This is a genomic window from Pseudomonas sp. DR48, assembly GCF_019823085.1.
Classification (GTDB): domain Bacteria; phylum Pseudomonadota; class Gammaproteobacteria; order Pseudomonadales; family Pseudomonadaceae; genus Aquipseudomonas.
Map to the genome: position 1 here is coordinate 4,828,094 of NZ_CP081946.1, position 16,323 is coordinate 4,844,416.

The 16,323-nt window shown below is 59.5% G+C and carries 17 protein-coding genes; 4 read left to right on the forward strand and 13 right to left on the reverse strand.

The annotated features are described in order from the left end of the window. Positions 1-105: 105 nt before the first annotated feature. The 4 genes from argE to K5K95_RS21945 form a co-directional block, all read right to left on the reverse strand. Positions 106-1,257, reverse strand: a complete 1,152-nt coding sequence (gene argE / locus K5K95_RS21930; RefSeq protein WP_222586077.1) for an acetylornithine deacetylase — start codon at positions 1,255-1,257, stop codon at positions 106-108. Further along, a complete protein-coding gene (locus tag K5K95_RS21935) occupies positions 1,254-1,931 on the reverse strand; it encodes a DUF1028 domain-containing protein (RefSeq protein ID WP_208667850.1) in 678 nt (225 codons plus the stop codon). Before K5K95_RS21935 ends, argE begins: the two co-directional genes overlap by 4 nt. 166 nt (positions 1,932-2,097) lie before the next feature. Then, positions 2,098-2,514 (reverse strand): RidA family protein, encoded by a 417-nt coding sequence (locus K5K95_RS21940; protein ID WP_222586078.1) that lies wholly within the window; start codon positions 2,512-2,514, stop codon positions 2,098-2,100. A 24-nt stretch (positions 2,515-2,538) separates the two neighbouring features. Then, positions 2,539-3,849 (reverse strand): flavin-containing monooxygenase, encoded by a 1,311-nt coding sequence (locus K5K95_RS21945; protein WP_222586079.1) that lies wholly within the window; start codon positions 3,847-3,849, stop codon positions 2,539-2,541. 258 nt (positions 3,850-4,107) lie between these two features. Between K5K95_RS21945 and K5K95_RS21950 the strand changes: the two genes are divergently transcribed. After that, positions 4,108-5,091 (forward strand): GlxA family transcriptional regulator, encoded by a 984-nt coding sequence (locus K5K95_RS21950; protein WP_222590389.1) that lies wholly within the window; start codon positions 4,108-4,110, stop codon positions 5,089-5,091. A gap of 18 nt (positions 5,092-5,109) precedes the next feature. Here the strand turns inward: K5K95_RS21950 and K5K95_RS21955 are convergent, their stop codons facing one another. Together K5K95_RS21955 and K5K95_RS21960 are read right to left on the reverse strand one after the other, a co-directional pair. After that, positions 5,110-5,598, reverse strand: coding sequence for a copper chaperone PCu(A)C (locus tag K5K95_RS21955; protein WP_222586080.1), 489 nt, complete (start codon positions 5,596-5,598; stop codon positions 5,110-5,112). Further along, entirely contained in the window at positions 5,598-6,203 is a 606-nt protein-coding gene (locus K5K95_RS21960; RefSeq protein WP_222586081.1) for an SCO family protein, read from the reverse strand. The genes K5K95_RS21955 and K5K95_RS21960 overlap by 1 nt, the downstream gene beginning before the upstream one ends. Positions 6,204-6,607: 404 nt before the next feature. On the opposite strand from K5K95_RS21960, the gene K5K95_RS21965 reads away from it, so the two are divergent. Next, positions 6,608-7,414: a hypothetical protein gene (locus tag K5K95_RS21965; protein ID WP_222586082.1), complete on the forward strand. Its 807-nt coding sequence runs from the start codon at positions 6,608-6,610 to the stop codon at positions 7,412-7,414. A 39-nt stretch (positions 7,415-7,453) separates the two neighbouring features. Here the strand turns inward: K5K95_RS21965 and K5K95_RS21970 are convergent, their stop codons facing one another. The 5 genes from K5K95_RS21970 to K5K95_RS21990 form a co-directional block, all read right to left on the reverse strand. Then, the gene (locus K5K95_RS21970) at positions 7,454-8,197 is read right to left on the reverse strand and encodes a hypothetical protein (protein WP_222586083.1); all 744 of its coding nucleotides are present in this window, start codon (positions 8,195-8,197) and stop codon (positions 7,454-7,456) included. Positions 8,198-8,445: 248 nt separating this feature from the next. After that, the gene (locus K5K95_RS21975) at positions 8,446-8,694 is read right to left on the reverse strand and encodes a hypothetical protein (protein ID WP_222586084.1); all 249 of its coding nucleotides are present in this window, start codon (positions 8,692-8,694) and stop codon (positions 8,446-8,448) included. Positions 8,695-8,886: 192 nt separating this feature from the next. Next, positions 8,887-9,312 (reverse strand): hypothetical protein, encoded by a 426-nt coding sequence (locus K5K95_RS21980; protein ID WP_222586085.1) that lies wholly within the window; start codon positions 9,310-9,312, stop codon positions 8,887-8,889. Positions 9,313-9,417: 105 nt separating this feature from the next. Then, positions 9,418-10,323: an alpha/beta fold hydrolase gene (locus K5K95_RS21985; RefSeq protein WP_222586086.1), complete on the reverse strand. Its 906-nt coding sequence runs from the start codon at positions 10,321-10,323 to the stop codon at positions 9,418-9,420. Between the two features lie 111 nt (positions 10,324-10,434). Further along, positions 10,435-12,111: an MFS transporter gene (locus tag K5K95_RS21990; RefSeq protein WP_222586087.1), complete on the reverse strand. Its 1,677-nt coding sequence runs from the start codon at positions 12,109-12,111 to the stop codon at positions 10,435-10,437. 305 nt (positions 12,112-12,416) lie between these two features. Between K5K95_RS21990 and K5K95_RS21995 the strand changes: the two genes are divergently transcribed. After that, on the forward strand, positions 12,417-13,085 hold the full coding sequence (locus K5K95_RS21995; protein ID WP_222586088.1) for an ATPase: 669 nt from the start codon (positions 12,417-12,419) through the stop codon (positions 13,083-13,085). 15 nt (positions 13,086-13,100) lie between these two features. On the opposite strand, the gene K5K95_RS22000 is transcribed toward K5K95_RS21995, so the two are convergent. Next, the gene (locus K5K95_RS22000; RefSeq protein ID WP_222586089.1) at positions 13,101-13,979 is read right to left on the reverse strand and encodes a DUF1906 domain-containing protein; all 879 of its coding nucleotides are present in this window, start codon (positions 13,977-13,979) and stop codon (positions 13,101-13,103) included. Positions 13,980-14,363: 384 nt separating this feature from the next. Between K5K95_RS22000 and K5K95_RS22005 the strand changes: the two genes are divergently transcribed. After that, entirely contained in the window at positions 14,364-15,152 is a 789-nt protein-coding gene (locus K5K95_RS22005) for a DeoR/GlpR family DNA-binding transcription regulator (RefSeq protein ID WP_222586090.1), read from the forward strand. 204 nt (positions 15,153-15,356) lie between these two features. On the opposite strand, the gene yghX is transcribed toward K5K95_RS22005, so the two are convergent. Next, complete coding sequence (gene yghX / locus K5K95_RS22010; RefSeq protein ID WP_222586091.1) at positions 15,357-16,244, reverse strand: YghX family hydrolase; 888 nt, start codon at positions 16,242-16,244, stop codon at positions 15,357-15,359. Between the last annotated feature and the right edge of the window lie 79 nt (positions 16,245-16,323).

Consider the following 16,323-nt stretch of genomic DNA (forward strand, 5'->3'; position numbering starts at 1 on the left):
CTTGCTCGCGAAGGCGGATTAGCAGTCAACACAGATGTTGAATGTTAGTCAGCCTTCGCGAGCAAGCCCGCTCCCACAGGGTTTTTTGGGGGTTTGAAATTTTTGTCAGGTGCTGATCGATAGCAGCATCCTCTGCAGCATGGCATCGCAGGCGTTGAGTTGTTCGAGGCTGACGAATTCGTCCGGTTTATGGCCTTGGTCCATGCTGCCGGGGCCGCAGACGACGGTGGGGATTCCAGCCGCGTCGAACAGGCCGCCCTCGGTGCCGAACGCCACGGTGCCGAATTCTCGGGAGCCGCAGAACGCAGCAATCAATTCAGCCGCTTCACTGCGCGCATCCGTTGCCAATCCGGGGTACGCCGACAACTCGCTGAAGCGAATGTCGCTCTGCTCACTCACGGCGCGCATGCGTGGCAACACGTGCTGTTCGGCATAGGCTTGCAGCGACTGCGCGACTTCGCTCGGATCATGCGCGGGCAGGGCGCGGATTTCGAAGTCGAAGCGGCAATCGGCGGGGACGATGTTCAGCGCTTTGCCGCCAGAGATGACGCCGGTTTGCACGGTGCTGAACGGCGGATCGAACCGCGCATCGTGGTGCTCGGGCGCTTTGAGCCGGGTGCCGATTCGTCCCAGTTCACCGATCAGTTCGGCAGCGTATTCGATGGCGTTGACCCCGAGCGGCGCGTAGGCGGAGTGGCAGGCTTGGCCGTGAATGTCGCAGCGCATCGCCAGTTTTCCTTTATGCCCGAGCACCGGTTTGAGTTCGGTCGGTTCGCCAATGATGCAGAGCATCGGTTTGACCGGACGTTGTTGCAATTCTGCCAGCAGCGAGCGCACGCCGAGGCAGCCGATTTCTTCATCGTAGGACAGCGCAATGTGCACGGGCCGCCGCAGCGATGCGTTCACCAGGGAAGGGACGAGGGCCAGCACGCAGGCGATGTAGCCTTTCATGTCCGCCGTGCCGCGACCGTACAGTTTGCCTTCGCGCTCGGTGAGTTCGAATGGCGGCACGGTCCACGGCTGGCCATCGACCGGCACCACGTCGGTGTGTCCCGACAGGACGATGCCCGGCAGCTGCGCCGGGCCAATCGTGGCGAACAGATTGGCCTTGCTGCGTTGTTCGTTGTAGATCAGCTCGCACTGCACGTCGAAGCCGGCGAGGTAGTCGCGCACGAACTCGATGAGTTGCAGGTTGGATTCGCGGCTCGTGGTGTCGAACGCCACCAGGGTTTGCAGCAAATCGCGGCTGCTGATCATCGGTCGTCTCCGGCGACGCCGTAGCCCGGCGATTTATCGGGCGCGAGGGCGCGGTCGATGTAGTCCTGAACCTGTGGGCGGTAGGCGTCCCAGAGTTTTTCCAACGCGCCGATGGGGTTTTCGTCCGCCCAATCGACCCGCAGGTTGATGATTGGCCAGGTCAATTCGCCGACCACCACCAGCGCTGCCGAATGCACCGGCCCGGCTTCGCCGCCTGCTGCGATGGCTGCTTTCATGGCCGCGAGCAAGCGGTCGGCGAGTTGACCTTCACCATGCTCGAACGCCTCGACCATCGCCGCGATCACCGAGCGGTCCGCGAGCATATTGCCGGCGGCGACGCACTGCTCGCCGGACACGGCGTTGTGGTTGCCCAGGGTTTGCGCGCCGCTGAAATGCGCGGTCTGGCCGAGGTGGTCGATGGCGGTGATCTGGCGGTATTGGCTGTAGCCGTTGCGCGTGAGCACTTTGTCCAGCGCCTCGGCGGGGGCGAGGCCTTGTTCCATCAGGGCGAGGACGTCCGGGCCTAATGACGGCAGGGTGATGTTTTGCGTGGAGACCGCACCGACACCCGGCAGCAGCCAGGGGCAACGGGCGCCGACGGCGATGCTGGAGGAACTGATCGCGATGCCGAACTGACCGGTTTCGGGGCAACGGGCGGCGATGGAGAAGGTCATGGTTTTGCTCCTTGGTTTGCCTTGGAGAGGGGGGTGTCTGCTCTGGCGCCTTCGCGAGCAAGCCCGCTCCCACATTTGGATCGGTATCGCTCACAAATTGTCTGTTCGCTGAAGATCCCCTGTGGGAGCGGGCTTGCTCGCGAAGGCCGCGACTCGGTCTGCCTGCTTACTCAGGAATCACCGCAATCACATCAATCTCCATCAACCACTGCGGCTGCCCGAGTGCCGATACCACCAGCCCGGTGGAAATCGGGAACACGCCTTTGAGCCACTTCCCGACTTCCTGATACACCGGCTCGCGATACCGCGGATCGATCAGGTAAGTCGTGGTTTTGACGATGTGGTTAAGGTCGCTGCCGGCTTCTTCCAGCAACTGCTTGACGTTGCGCATCGCTTGCTCGGCTTGCGCACGCGGGTCACCCAGGCCCACCAGATTGCCCTCGAAATCGGTGCCGACCTGGCCACGAACATAAACGGTGTTGCCGGCCCGGACGGCCTGGCACAAATCGTTGTCCAGGCTCTGGTTCGGGTAGGTTTCCTTGGTGTTGAACATGCGAATACGGGTATGGGTTGGCGTGGACATTTCTAGCTCCTGACAGAAAAAGGCTTAAGCACTGACCGTGGTTTTATGGGCGACCGGGACGGCTTCTGCCGCGCGCTGCGCCGCATCGTGGTAGTCGAGGTAGGAACGCTGGATGGCGATGTGATCCGCCACGTACTTGGCGTCGTGCCAAACGCCCCAGATGAACGAAGACCCGCGACGCGACTGCCACGGCAGCCCGAGGAAATACACTCCCGGCTCGCTCGACACGCCGCGCTGATGCTGTGGCTTGCCTTTGTCGTCGAAGGCATTGACCTTGAGCCAGCTGTAGTCGGTGGCAAAACCGGTGGCCCAGATGATCGAGGTCACGCCGGCCTTGGCCAGGTCGAGCTCAAGAATCGGGTGGGTCACACACTCTGGATCGGGGAAGGTGTGGCGCGCTTCCGGTTCTTCCGGCAGGTCCAGGCCATTGCGTTCGATGTAGGCATCGGCGGCATTGAGCAGCGCCAGATAGTTCTCGTCACCACGGGCCAGGTTTTCAGCCAGGTTGGGCTGGAAGGTCGCCACGGCGCCGTTGAACGATTGGGTCAGACCGACCAGGGTCATGCCGCGATGCGCCAGGCCACGGAAATCCACGGTGCGGCCGCCATGGGCGCCGCTCACCGCGATGGTGACGTGTTCGCGGCCCGGTTTCATCGCCGCTTGGTCCCACTCGCCCAACACGCCCAGCCACCAGCAGAAATCCCGGTTGCGGTAAGCGCGAGGCGGGCGGTCGTGGGCGCCGACGGAGAGGTAAACCTTCTTGCCGGCCCGTTGCAATTCATCGGCGATCTGCACGCCGGACGAGCCCGCGCCGACCACCAACACCGCGCCTTCGGGCAGTTGCGCCGGGTTGCGGTAGTCCGCTGAGTGGATCTGCAGGAAAGGCTGGTCGTTTGGCGCAATCGGCGGGATGACCGGCCGCTGGAAAGGCCCGGTCGCCGCCACTACGCGGTTGGCTTCGATCACGCCTTCAGAGGTTTCAATGGTGAAACCCGGGCGACCGACGTTGCGCTCGACTTTCAGCACATCCACGCCGGTGCGGATCGGTGCGTTGAATTTCTTCGCGTAGGCTTCGAAGTAATCGGCGACGCGTTCTTTGGGCGCAAATTCGTCGGGGCTGAGGTCGTCGAAATCGAGGCCTGGAAAGCGGTCATGCCATGCCGGACCGTTCGCGACCAGCGAATCCCAGCGCCCGGTGCGCCAGCGCTCGGCAATACGGTTGCGCTCCAGCACCAGGTGCGGCACACCGAGTTTGCTCAAGTGTTCACTCATGGCCACGCCAGCCTGACCGGCGCCAACAATCAGCGTATCTGTTTTTATTGTTTCAGAGGTCATCTCAATACCCTTCGAAGTTGGAGTTCGGTCGCGAACGACCTGCCATTTCTTGGGCTCAAGACTAGGGATGACCCTGGTATCGGTAAAATATTATTAAGCTGGCATTTGAGTATAAATAACTGAGGCAGAGCGTCCGTTTACGCTCTGGCCAAGGCGAGTGGATACGCCGTGGAGGCGCTGTGGGGTAACATGGCGCTTTGTTCGTAAACGCAACGGAGTGATCGGACATTGATCGAACGACGCCAATTCAGCGGGGGCATGAAGGGAAAAAACCTGCGCTATCTGAATGAGCAACCCGGCGAAACCAGGCAAACGGTTCGGGCAGGCTTCCTGCTGCTCGAACATTTCTCGCTGCCCGCGTTTACCCAGGCGCTGGATACGCTGGTCACGGCGAACCTGCTGCGGCCGGACACGTTTTCTACGCGCACCTTCGGCCTCAACGAAGGGGAGGTCGTCAGCGACCTGGGCCTGGTCATTCGACCCGACGCGCGTATCGATTGTGCGGCGATCAAGGAGCTGGACTTGCTGGTCGTTTGTGGCGGCTACCGGACTGAGCTGAAAGCCAGCGAGGGGTTCATCACCCTGTTGCGCACGGCGGCAGAGCAGGGTGTCAGCCTGGCCGGGCTGTGGAACGGTGCATGGTTTCTGGGCAAGGCCGGTTTGCTTGACGGCTACCGTTGCGCGATTCACCCCGAACATCGCCCCGCGCTCGCCGATTTCTGCAAGGTCACGCAGGTCAGCAGCGAACCCTACATCATTGATCGAGACCGGCTGACTGCGTCCAGCCCGTCCGGGGCCTTCCACATGGCGCTGGACTGGATCAAGAGCCTGCACGGCAAAGCGCTGGTCGAGGGAATTGAGGACATTCTGGCGTTTGAGGAATCGCGCTACCGGCGTATCAAACCGACGGAAAACATCTGCGTGAGTGCGCCCTTGCGTGAGGTGGTGAAGTTGATGGACGCCAACCTCGAGGAGCCTTTGGAGCTGGAACAACTGGCGGTCTATGCGGGGCGTTCACGGCGACAACTGGAACGCTTGTTCAAGGAGCAACTGGGCACGACGCCGCAGCGCTATTACATGGAATTGCGCATCACCGAGGCACGTCGACTGCTCCAGCACACCGAGCTGTCGCAGGTGGACGTGTTGGTAGCGTGTGGTTTCGTGTCGCCGAGCCATTTCAGCAAGTGTTACAGCTCGTATTTCGGTTACCGGCCTTCCAAGGAAAAGCGACTCGTCAAATAAGAGTCGCTGGCCCAACCGTCAGTGCATCTTGCTGTGATCCGCCATGCCGAGTGCCCGGGCGTCGGCTTGCACCTCGATCGTTTCTTTCTCGCCCTTGGCGTTTTCCACGATCAGCGTCAGGGGCACTTTGCTGCCTTCCTGAACCTGGGCCGTCAGGTCAATCAGCATGATGTGGTAGCTGTGGGGATCAAAACTCACCGGTTTGCCGGCCGGCAGCGCGACGGATTCGACCTGACGCATGCTCATCACGTCGTCCTTCATGGTGGATTGGTGAATCTGCACGGTTTTTGCGACAGGCGACTGCACGCTGAGCAATTTGCTGTCGCTGTCAGCTTGCAGGGTCATGAAGGCGCCGGTCGACGGCTGGCCGGCAACCGTTGCGCGGACCCAGGCGTCTTGCACCTGGGTTTGCGCGCAGACCTGCCACGCCAGGCCGATCAGGGAGCAGCCCAGGACCAGTTGTTTGATACGTCGCGAGACAGCGGTTTTTGCGCACATCGAATTCATTAGCAGACTTCCATGACGGTGAGCAGATCGTCTGCACACTCTTGGGCGGTAAGGGACGCGGACAGCCCCAGGCGCAAATTGCCCCGGGAGTCGAAGACGAAGCTGGTAGCCGTGTGGGACAGGGTGTAGCTCGACCCGCTGGGGATTTTTTCAAAGAACACGCCGAACTCCTTGGCGGTTTCAGCGGTTTCTTCGAGCGAGCCATGCAGCGCTTCGAAACTCGGATCGAACGATTTGACGTAAGCGTCGAGCATCTGCGGCGTATCGCGTTCGGGGTCCAGGGTGATGAAGATCACTTGCAGCTTTTCGCCGTCGCGCCCCATCAGCTTCTTCGCCTGCGCCGCCCGGGCCAGTGTCGTCGGGCAGACCGCCGGGCACTGGGTGAAGCCGAAGAACACCATCGGCATCAGGCCGCGATAGCTGGTCAGCATCTTCGTTTCGCCCTGGGCGTTCTTGAGCTTGAAGGTACGCCCCATGATCTTGTCGCTGAGGTCCTTGCCGTACTTGAACGACAGCTTGCTGCCGCCATCGCAGCCGGCGAGCAGGCCAAGGCTCAACAGGCTCATGCCGCGCAGGACCGTGCGACGGGTATACAACGTACTCATGGAAAAGCATTCCTGTGTTGCGACTTGAGAACGACTGCGTCTGATGAGTCAGACGAAAAAAGCGCGTGGATATTAACAAACTGTGCCCGTGCGTCGCTCATTGTTGGACGAGGGGCCGTTTTGGTACAGAGGCACCCGGCGCGGAAAAATGCGGATCAGTTGGCGTGGGCAATCCCATTGCTGTGGCAAGCCATGCACGACGCGCAGCGGCTGAGCGCGGCGACCAGTGTGACGATCATCGCAATATCCTCGACATGGCGTTATGGCTGCTAAGCTTCGACGTTGCAGCGCCCGAGTCCCTTAAAGGCCGGGCGTCGCACGTAGCCATGGAGTACGACTTCAGTATCCATATCCACTCCATCGGGGTGGCCAGCGATTGTCGGTAACCTGCACGGAGGCAGGCAATGGTGATCAAACACGTTGGCAATTCGAGTGCCGAGGGCGTTCCCGAGCCGCTCGATCGTGAAGAGATGGAGCGCGTGCTGGCGGTGCTTCTGGCCAGCCCGGTGTTCGCCAAGTCCCGGCGAATGGGCAGTCTGCTGCGCTTTCTGGTCGAGCACGACCTTCAATGTTCGAACACACCGCTCACTGAGCACGCCATCGGTCTGGCGGTATTTCGCCGAGATCCGGCGGTTTACTGCACCGGTGACGATCCGGTGGTGCGGGTGCAGGTGGGCCGATTGCGGCGCAAACTCGCGACGCATTACACCACCACGGGTCAACTGGACCCGGTGCACCTGAGCATACCGCCCGGTTGTTATCGCCTGGCGTATCAGCGGCTCAGGCCCAAGGGCGTCGCGACTCGCCATCCGGTGCTGCAAATTCAGCCATTTACCTGCATCACCCGCGACGGCGATGACTTTACCCGTGGCCTGTGCGAGGAGTTGAGCTGCCGGTTATTCGAGACGTTCGAACAGTCGCAAAGCCGCACCAACCCTGTGTTGATGAAGGTGGCTCGCAGCAGTGTCAAAGCCTCGGACGTCATGCGGGCCGGGCGCGGCAATTATTCGCTGGAAGGCAGTGTGCGGGTGGAGCCGAGCCGTGTCCGCACCTCGGTGCGCCTGATTGATGTGGCTCAGGGGCGAATACGCTGGTCGGAGCAGTTTGATCGCAATCGGCCTTATGGCATCGCCACTCAGGAAGATCTGGCGGAGTCGATCTGTCGCTCGTTGACCGGGTATTTCTCCCGGGGAGGCGGTGACTTTCCTTGAATGAAAGGGGCAACCGCGAGGTTGCCCCCGGTGCGGCGTTTACACCGTTTTCCATTTACCGTCTTCGTAGAGGCGGGTCGCATCGTTAACGGCGGTCAGGTCGATTTCAATGGACTTGGACCGTGAAGTGCTGAACATGGTGCTGGTCTGCACGTTCTGCTCGAACCACACGAGGATGGTCTCGACAGGGGTCAGAACGGTGTTGCCGGTGACCACCTGGTTGGTGGCCACGTAGATCGGAGTGCTGACTTGCTTGCCGTCGATGCCAACGGACAATTGATTGATGCCGGGATGGATCGGACCGTATTCGTTGTCCAGGGTGATGGAAATGTCAGGGCCACCGGTTACAGCTGGCCCCAACAAACCTTCCGCGCTCAGTACCGATTGTTGCCCCAGGCCGATCGTGACGATGTTGGTCGAGACCTTCACCGTCACATCAGCCTGAAAAGTATTGGACCCGAACAGCTGGTACTGAGGTGTCCAGCTGAAGCCGTTGTTGCTCAGGTATTTGTCATAGGACTGCCAAACGACGTTGTAGGCTTCGTTGCCGACCTTCTTGGCGAAGCACAGCTTGTAGCCTGACTGCTTGAGCAGGGTCAGGTCATCGGGGGCGATCTCGATCGTGACTGACTTTTGAGTGGCCGCCAGGGTCGACGTCAGCACCTTGCTGTAGTCCGACGTTTTCAGGGCCGTGGGGGCCAGGCTCTGGAACGATTTGAGGGCCTCTTGCACATCATTGTGAAGTTGCAGAGCTTGCTTGCTTACAGGGCTCGACTTACTCATGGCTTTCCTCTTCCTTGGTTGTGTTAGGCAATCAATGCGCAGCGGGCAGCGAATCAGCACCCTCTAAACACATTGACGGCTTCACTGTAGGCGGGAGGGGCAGGGCGGCGAAGTATCTTGGCGTTACAGGCGGGAGGGTCATGAACCGTGGGTAAACCTTGGAGGTAACAATCAGCGTAACGGGGTTGTATCAAGTGAGTCCGCGGCATGAAACAGCAGGGCGGCCGTTCGACCGCCCCACCGTGGCCTCAATGCGCCGGTGTGCTCACCTTCTCGTCGGCCCAGACGAAGTTCCAGCTGGTGCGCTTGCCTTTGGCAATCTCGATCAGCTTGTTCTCATACGTGGTGTGATTGACCGTGCCGGTGTAGTTCAGCTTGCGCGCGGCGTTGGTCCCGGAAACCTCGCCCGGTTTGCCGCCAGAGTCGACCATGGCCTTTTTCAGGTCGGCTTCCGATGGGGCACTGCTCTGGTTTTTTTCAACGGTTACGAAACTCATGGTGTCACCTCTTCCGTGATGGGGGGATCGGCGCACAGCAGGGCCGATGAGACCTCTCGTCCCCGCCAGCACACCGAAGGCCATACTCTATTGGCCTGCCGAGTGACGCAGAAGTGACAACACGGTCGCTAAGGTAACAACACGCCAACCGGCTGATCGACTGATGTAACAACGACGTATCAGCCAGCGTCGTTACTGCGCTTTCCAGTGACCACCGCCCGACTCGCAATCAATCCTGGCCTGGTCCAAGTGTTCCGCATCGTAGTAATACGTGGTGACTTGAGCATTGTCGGGAATGTTGAACGAGGTGCTGTTCTTGTCCTTGCTGGTGGAATGAGGATTGGCCAGCGATTCCTGGGTCAGTGTCGCGATGCAGGTGGCCTGATAGTGGTCGCCGCACTGTTCGACTTTTTTCTTGGTGCTGGTGAGCATGTCCTTGCTTTCATTGCTGCATGACCAATCGATGGCGTTGACCGGCATGCCGTCGTACTCATAACAACTATGGGATTCGATGACCGGAACGGCAGGGCTTTGCGAGTGGGTCAGGACATCGCAACCTTCAGCCATGACCAGGGTGGGGCAAAGGCAGGCGAGCAGAAACAGCCATTTACTGTTCATCGGGATTTCCTCTGCAATGGCGCTGCTCGTGTCGACGATCAGCGCTTTCAGGATTTCGAAAACACGATGAGGGCCGGGGTTCAATCGGCCTTCCGATCTGCCGGGTCACTGGCCAATAAAGTGACGGATCGCCGCGATGGTCTGGGTCGGTGCTTCTTCCATCAGCCAATGCCCCGCGCCGGGAATCACCACTTCTGTCACGTTGTCCGCGGCGTTGCGCATCACGATGGCTTCGTTGTTGCCGAAGGATTTCTCTCCACCGACGGCCAGTACCGGCATGGTCAGTCGCGTTTTCATTGACGCTTCGTTGTCCACCGCGTCCTGACGAATGCTGCGGAACTGCGCGAAGGCCGCATGCATGACGCCGGGACGGGCATAGAGTTTGGCGTAATGCTGACGGGTGGCTTCATCGACCTTGCTGCGGTCACCCGCGAATTCGTTCCAGAAGCGGTCCAGGTAAATGCGTTCACGACCGGCGACCAGGCGCTCGGCATCCGGCCCGCCAAAATCGAAGTGCCACAGCATCGGTGATCGGACAATGTCGTTCCAGGGAGGAATGCCCGGCACGGGCGCATCCATCACCACCAGGCGATCGGTCAACTGCGGATAACGCGAGGCGTAGGCGAAGGCGACCATGGTGCCGATGTCGTGACCGATGACCACGGCATGTTCGATACCCAGCGCTGCCAGTACGCCACGAACATCAGCGGCCTGGGTTTTCTTGTCGTAGCCACCCTCGGGGATCGACGACAAACCCAGTCCGCGCAAGTCCGGGACCACGACGGTGTGGTCACGGGCGAGATCCGCTGCCAGCGGCGCCCACATGTCGCCGGTGTCGCCGAAACCATGCAACAGCACCACAGCGGGGCCTTTGCCGCCGACGCGGACATGGATTTTGGCGCCTTCGACCAGGATGTCTTGGGTGCGAAAGGCGGCGGGAAATGGCGTCACCCCGGCATGGGCCGGGATGCCTAGCGCCATTATAAAAATGGTCAACAGGACGCGGATCATGGTGCTGCCCCTCTCGGTATACGGGAAGTCCCCAGGCAATGGAGATGAGCGTAGACCGTTTGATCATGTTTGCAGGGCCCTCTCCGGGGGGTGAGAGGGCCCGTTTTGCCTTCAGGTGTGATGAATTTCCCGATCCTTGGTTTCCGGCAGGAAGAACGTACCGAGTATGGCCGTCATCACCGCGATGACGATCGGGTACCACAGCCCGTAGTAGATATCACCCGTGGCCGCGACCATGGCGAACGCCACCGTCGGCAGGAAGCCGCCGAACCAGCCATTGCCGATGTGGTAGGGCAGCGACATCGAGGTGTAGCGGATGCGCGCCGGGAACAGTTCCACCAGCCAGGCGGCAATCGGGCCGTAGACCATGGTCACGTAGATCACCAGGATCGTCAGGAGCAGCAACACCATCGGGTAATTGGTCTTGGCCGGGTCGGCCTTCTCGGGGTAGCCGGCCTCCTTGAGCGCTGTGCCGAGGGTCGCGGCGAAGGCGTCGTTTTTGGTCTTGAAGTCGGCCGCCGGCATGCCGGTGCCCTCGAAGCTCTGGATGACCTTGTCGCCGATGCGCACCTGCGCGACGGTGCCCGGTTCAGCCTTGAGGTTCTTGTAGGGGATGGCGCGTTTCGCCAGTACGGTCTTGGCGAGGTCGCAGGAGCTGGTGAATTTGGCCTTGCCCACCGGGTCGAACTGGAACGAGCACAGCCCCGGATCGGCCACCACCGTGACCGGGTTCTTCTCCTGGGCGAGGAACACGTCGGGGTTACCGTATTGGGTCAGCGCATGGAAGATCGGGAAGTAGGTCACTGCCGCCAGGATGCAGCCGGCCATGATGATCCCTTTGCGGCCGATCCGGTCGGACAGGCTGCCGAAGATGACGAAGAACGGCGTGCCGATCAGCAGCGAACCGGCAATCAGCAGGTTGGCGGTCTGCGGGTCGATCTTCAGTGTTTGCAGCAGGAAGAACAGCGCATAGAACTGCCCGGTGTACCAGACGACGGCCTGGCCGGCGGTGCCGCCGAGCAGGGCCATGATCACGATCTTGAGGTTCTCCCAGCGCGCGAAGGATTCGGTCAGCGGCGCCTTGGAGGACTTGCCCTCGGCTTTCATTTTCAAGAACACCGGCGACTCGCTGAGTTGCAGGCGGATGTACACCGAGACGATCAGCAGCAGGATCGACAGCAGGAACGGAATCCGCCAGCCCCAGGCCTCGAAGGCTTCGGTGCCCAGCGCGGTGCGGCAAGCGAGGATCACCAGCAGCGAGAGAAACAGCCCAAGGGTGGCCGTGGTTTGAATCCATGACGTGAAGTAGCCGCGCCGGCCCTTCGGTGCATGTTCGGCCACATAGGTCGCCGCGCCGCCGTACTCACCGCCCAGCGCCAGGCCTTGCAACAGGCGCAGGGTGATCAGGATGATCGGTGCCGCCACGCCGATGGTCGCGTAGCCGGGCAGGAAACCCACCACGGCCGTGGACAGACCCATGATGACAATGGTGATGAGGAAAGTGTGCTTGCGTCCAATCATGTCGCCCAGCCGGCCGAACACCACGGCACCGAAAGGGCGAACGGCGAAGCCTGCAGCGAAGGCGAGCAGCGCGAAGATGAACGAGGTTGTCTCGTTGACGCCAGCGAAGAAGTGCTTGGCGATAATCGCCGCGAGGGACCCGTACAGGTAGAAGTCATACCATTCGAACACGGTGCCCAGGGAGGAGGCGAAAATGACCTTGCGCTCCTCCTTGGTGATCCCGTGGTTGGATGTGTTGCCCGTGGTAGCGCTATCGATTGCGGCCATGAGTCTTCTCCGTCTTTCTTGTTATAGGCCGGAGTACCTCACTATCGTTTGCCGCACCCAGGCCCTTGGGCTGATGTCGTCGGATTACGCGTTGCGTGAAGCCTGCACACAGACTGACGGCCTCGCATCGCTGCAGGGTTTCTAGAAGCATAATAGGCTTCACGCAGATATCCACTGGCCCTGCCGATCAACCCACGCAACCATTCGTTTAATCAATAATCACCATCAAGGAATGCGAGTTCTGTTTTTCTGTCATGAGAGGAAGATAACGTCATACCGAAATCGCCTCTGAAGGAATCTGCGCGATGAGAATTTCTACCTTGTTGGCGCTTGTCGCCGTATTGACCACCGGCGTTGCCGCCACCGTACCGGCTTACGCGGCCGATCCGGCCTGCCATTTCCTGCCGGTGGGCGACAGCACCGCCAGCTTGCAGCGCACTCAATCGGTGGGCGTGCTGTACAGCGAGAACACCCTCAACACCCTCGAATACCTTGAGCAGTACCATGCTGTGGCATTGAACGGCGCGAAGAACCCCGCGCTGGACTCGCGCATCAGTAGCGCCTTCGTCAAGAGCTCCGATCCGACACTGGCGATCAATTGGCTCAAAGGCTCGCTGCAAAAGGAATTTGCCTCGGTGACTGTCTACGACAGCCTCGACGCAGTGGTGCAAGCCCATCCCGACGTCGTGGTGATGCTGGACACCTACAGCCGCCTGGTGTCCAAGCGCAATAACCAGGTCGAAGCGCGCTTCCTCGCCAAGTTCTACGATTCGAACCTGCAGTACATCGGCAAGGCGGAAGGTTCACGGGAACAACAGATGCCTTCGGTCTGGGTGCATGGCAAGGCCGCTCCGGAGATCGCTGCGCAGATAGACCAGCAAAACGTGGTGCAGGTCGATGCGTTGAAGCAGTTCGATGCTTCGCTGAAAGTGTTGGTGACATCCGCAAGCAGGGGGCAGGTTGCTGCAAACTGACCCGCGCTGCGCCGTTCAACCCAACTCTTTTAGAAACGCCGAAGCTGCAAACCCATCGATCAAGCCATCACCTTGAAGATCAATACTCGACCACTCGGGATTGACCGGTTTCGCCACGACCAGTTGCCTGGGCTTCAAGCTACCCAGCACGCTGTACTCGGTGCCTGGACCACCACGCAGTCTCAGACTGGTTCGCGATATCACCTCATGGGTGGGCGCAGAAACAGCAGTCGGGACTGACGACGTTTCGACCGGGACAACAAACGCGCCGAAATCACTCTGTTGAGGATTGATGAGGTTGTAGTCGATCCCCAAGCCGCACAATGTGGCTTCCGGCGCCTTTTGCTGAATGTTGTAGGCGCCATTCCTGATCGCGTCTTTCGTCCCTCTGAACCCCGATGACATCGCGAGCCAGACCAGCGAGCACAAGTTGTTCTTCGACAACGCAGCCGCGGTGGCTCCCGAGCCATAGACGCCGACCCGATAGGCTGGCTGACTGCCGGATATCTCTTCGAAGGCCCGTTGGATGCCCTGGAAAAAAGGAACGATGCTGCCGGTGATTTCGGTGGGGCTGGCATCGAAGTCGACGGAAAAATAGATCCCCGACCCCTCGGGTTGCCCGATGTCATTGCTGGCATAGCGATAGGCCCTGCGTCCGGCTTCATAACCTTTGGTTTCGGAGAAGTCGTCTGCACTGTTCTGCCGTTGCTGGAACACCACGGCAATGTTCATTCCCTGGGCACAAATGGACTGCGCTTCCATTAACGTTAAACACTTGTCGGGGAAACTTCTTGAATTGCTGAAGTTGTAGTAGCGGATGATCGTTTGTACATTTTCTTTTGCCAGGCAACTAAGTTTCGTTGTCGTGTTATAGGGCGTGTCGATAACGAGCATGATCAATGTCCTTTGGCAAGTCTTGCGCTTTTGCGAGGCGGCCGAGTGAGGTTTTTCGGCCCTTTGGATCAATGAAAAGCGCGTTTAAGTGACTCGTCAATGCAGGCACGTGTAACTTTTCACGAAAGGTGTAAGAGGTTTGAATCAGTGTTAAGCAAGTGCAACAAAGTTTGATAAAAAAATGAGATTCATGGGTTTTATTTTCTGTCTTTATTAAAAGCTGTACAGAAATTTGATTAACTTTTTGCCGATATTGTTTATGGGCGTTTAGCGATAAGCGGGCTGGAGGGTGGTGGCCAAACAACACATGTGTTTGCCCCAATCCATTGTGTTTGGGTCGTCGCTTGGCTAATCTTGCATAAACACGCAAAAACAGGCATTAACATGCAAGATCAGCATTCGACAGTCGAGCTCCCTTCGCTGCGTCGGCAAAAAATCCTCCTGCTTCTGGAGCGTGACGGCAAGGTCATGGCTTCGGAGTTGAGCCAGCACTTTGCTGTTTCCGAAGACACCATTCGCCGCGACCTGTCGGAGCTGCACGCTGCTGGCCTGGTGCAGCGCGTGCACGGTGGGGCGTTGCCGCGTCCAAAGGACACCGGCAAGGACTTCTTTACCCGGGTGAACGAAACCGATGAGGTGAAAACCCGCCTGGCGCAACTCGCGGCCAGTCGAGTGCACAACGGCCAGATTGTGATGTTCGATTCGGGCAGCACGACGCTGCAGATCGCCCGGTCGTTGCCCTCGGACATTGTCATCACGGCCATGACGGCATCGCCGATGATCGCCATCACGTTGGCCGAATACCCAGGCGTCAAGGTGATCCTGGCCGGTGGCCAACTCAACCCGGCGACGATGTCTGCCAGCGGACATGAAACGCTAAGACTGATCGAGGGCATCAAGGCTGATCTGCTGTTCACCGGGGTCTGTGCGATCCACCCGGAAGTCGGCATCAGCTCGCTGCATTTTGATGAGGTGCCGATCAAGCTGGCGATGCTCGACAGCGCGTCCCATGTGGTGGCGGTGACAACCGCGGACAAACTGGGGGCGGTCGAGCCTTTTGTGGTCGCGCCGTGTAATCGTATTCACACGCTGATCACCGAGCGGCATGTCGCCTCGGGTGATGTCGGGGACTATCGAAAGCTTGGCCTTGAAGTGGTGCAGGCGGACGATTGAGCCAGGGACGCGCTGTCAGCCGTGGCCCAGGGCGATGGCAAAGGACACGACGATCAAGCACGCAAACGCAAAATTTATGTTCATGAAGCTATCGCCCGAATTATCAGAAGTGGCGCTATCTTGAACAAGCCGCTGAAAAATAAAAAATTCGGCTTCATGATGTAAAAGATCGAAGGAATTGATAGTTGCTCCCCGCCGATGCTTCTACACCAGGTATTTGCGAAACCAGGCCACCGTTCTGTCCCACGCGAGTTTCGCCGCGGCTTCGTCGTAACGGGGCGTTGAGTCGTTATGAAAACCATGATTGCAGCCCGGATAGATATACGCCTCGTAGGTCTTGCCCGCCGCTTTCAAGGCTTTTTCATACGCCGGCCAGCCTTCATTGATGGCCTTGTCCAGTTCGCCGTAATGCAAAAGCACTGGCGCCTTGATTTTTGGCACATCTTCGGCCTTGGGTTGACGGCCATAGAAGGGCACGGCCGCCGCCAGTTCGGGATACGCCACGGCGGCGGCATTGGCGACACCGCCGCCATAGCAGAAGCCGGTAATCCCGACCTTGCCCGTGGCGCCATCCAGTTTCATCAGCCATTCAATGGCGGCGAAAAAATCATTCATGAGTTTTTCAGGATCGACAGTCGCTTGTAACTCGCGGCCTTTGTCGTCGTTGCCGGGATAACCGCCCACCGAACTCAGGCCGTCGGGGGCGAGTGCAATAAATCCCGCTTTGGCGACGCGCCGGGCGACGTCTTCGATGTAGGGGTTGAGCCCACGGTTTTCATGCACGACCAGCACCGCCGGCACTTTGCCGGTGGCTTTGGCTGGACGCACCAGATAGCCACGAACATTGCCATGGCCTTTGGGCGAGGGGTAGCTGATGTACTCGGCGAGGATGTCCGGGTCAGTGAACTCCACTTGTTCGGCCAGCGCGTAATTGGGGCTCAGAGTGGCGAGCAGAGCGCTGGCCGTCAGGCCGCCCAAAGTGAACAGCGCCGCCCGGTCAAGAAACTCGCGCCGATTGATTTTGCCATGGGCGTAATAGTCGTAGAGTTCAAGCAGTTCCGGGGCGAAGTCTTTGGCGGTCAGGCGTTCCATCGATGTGCTTCCCGTGGGTTAAGGCTTTGAATCAGTAAAGCAGTGTTTAGCACACTGGCTAGCCCATTCACCCGCGCAC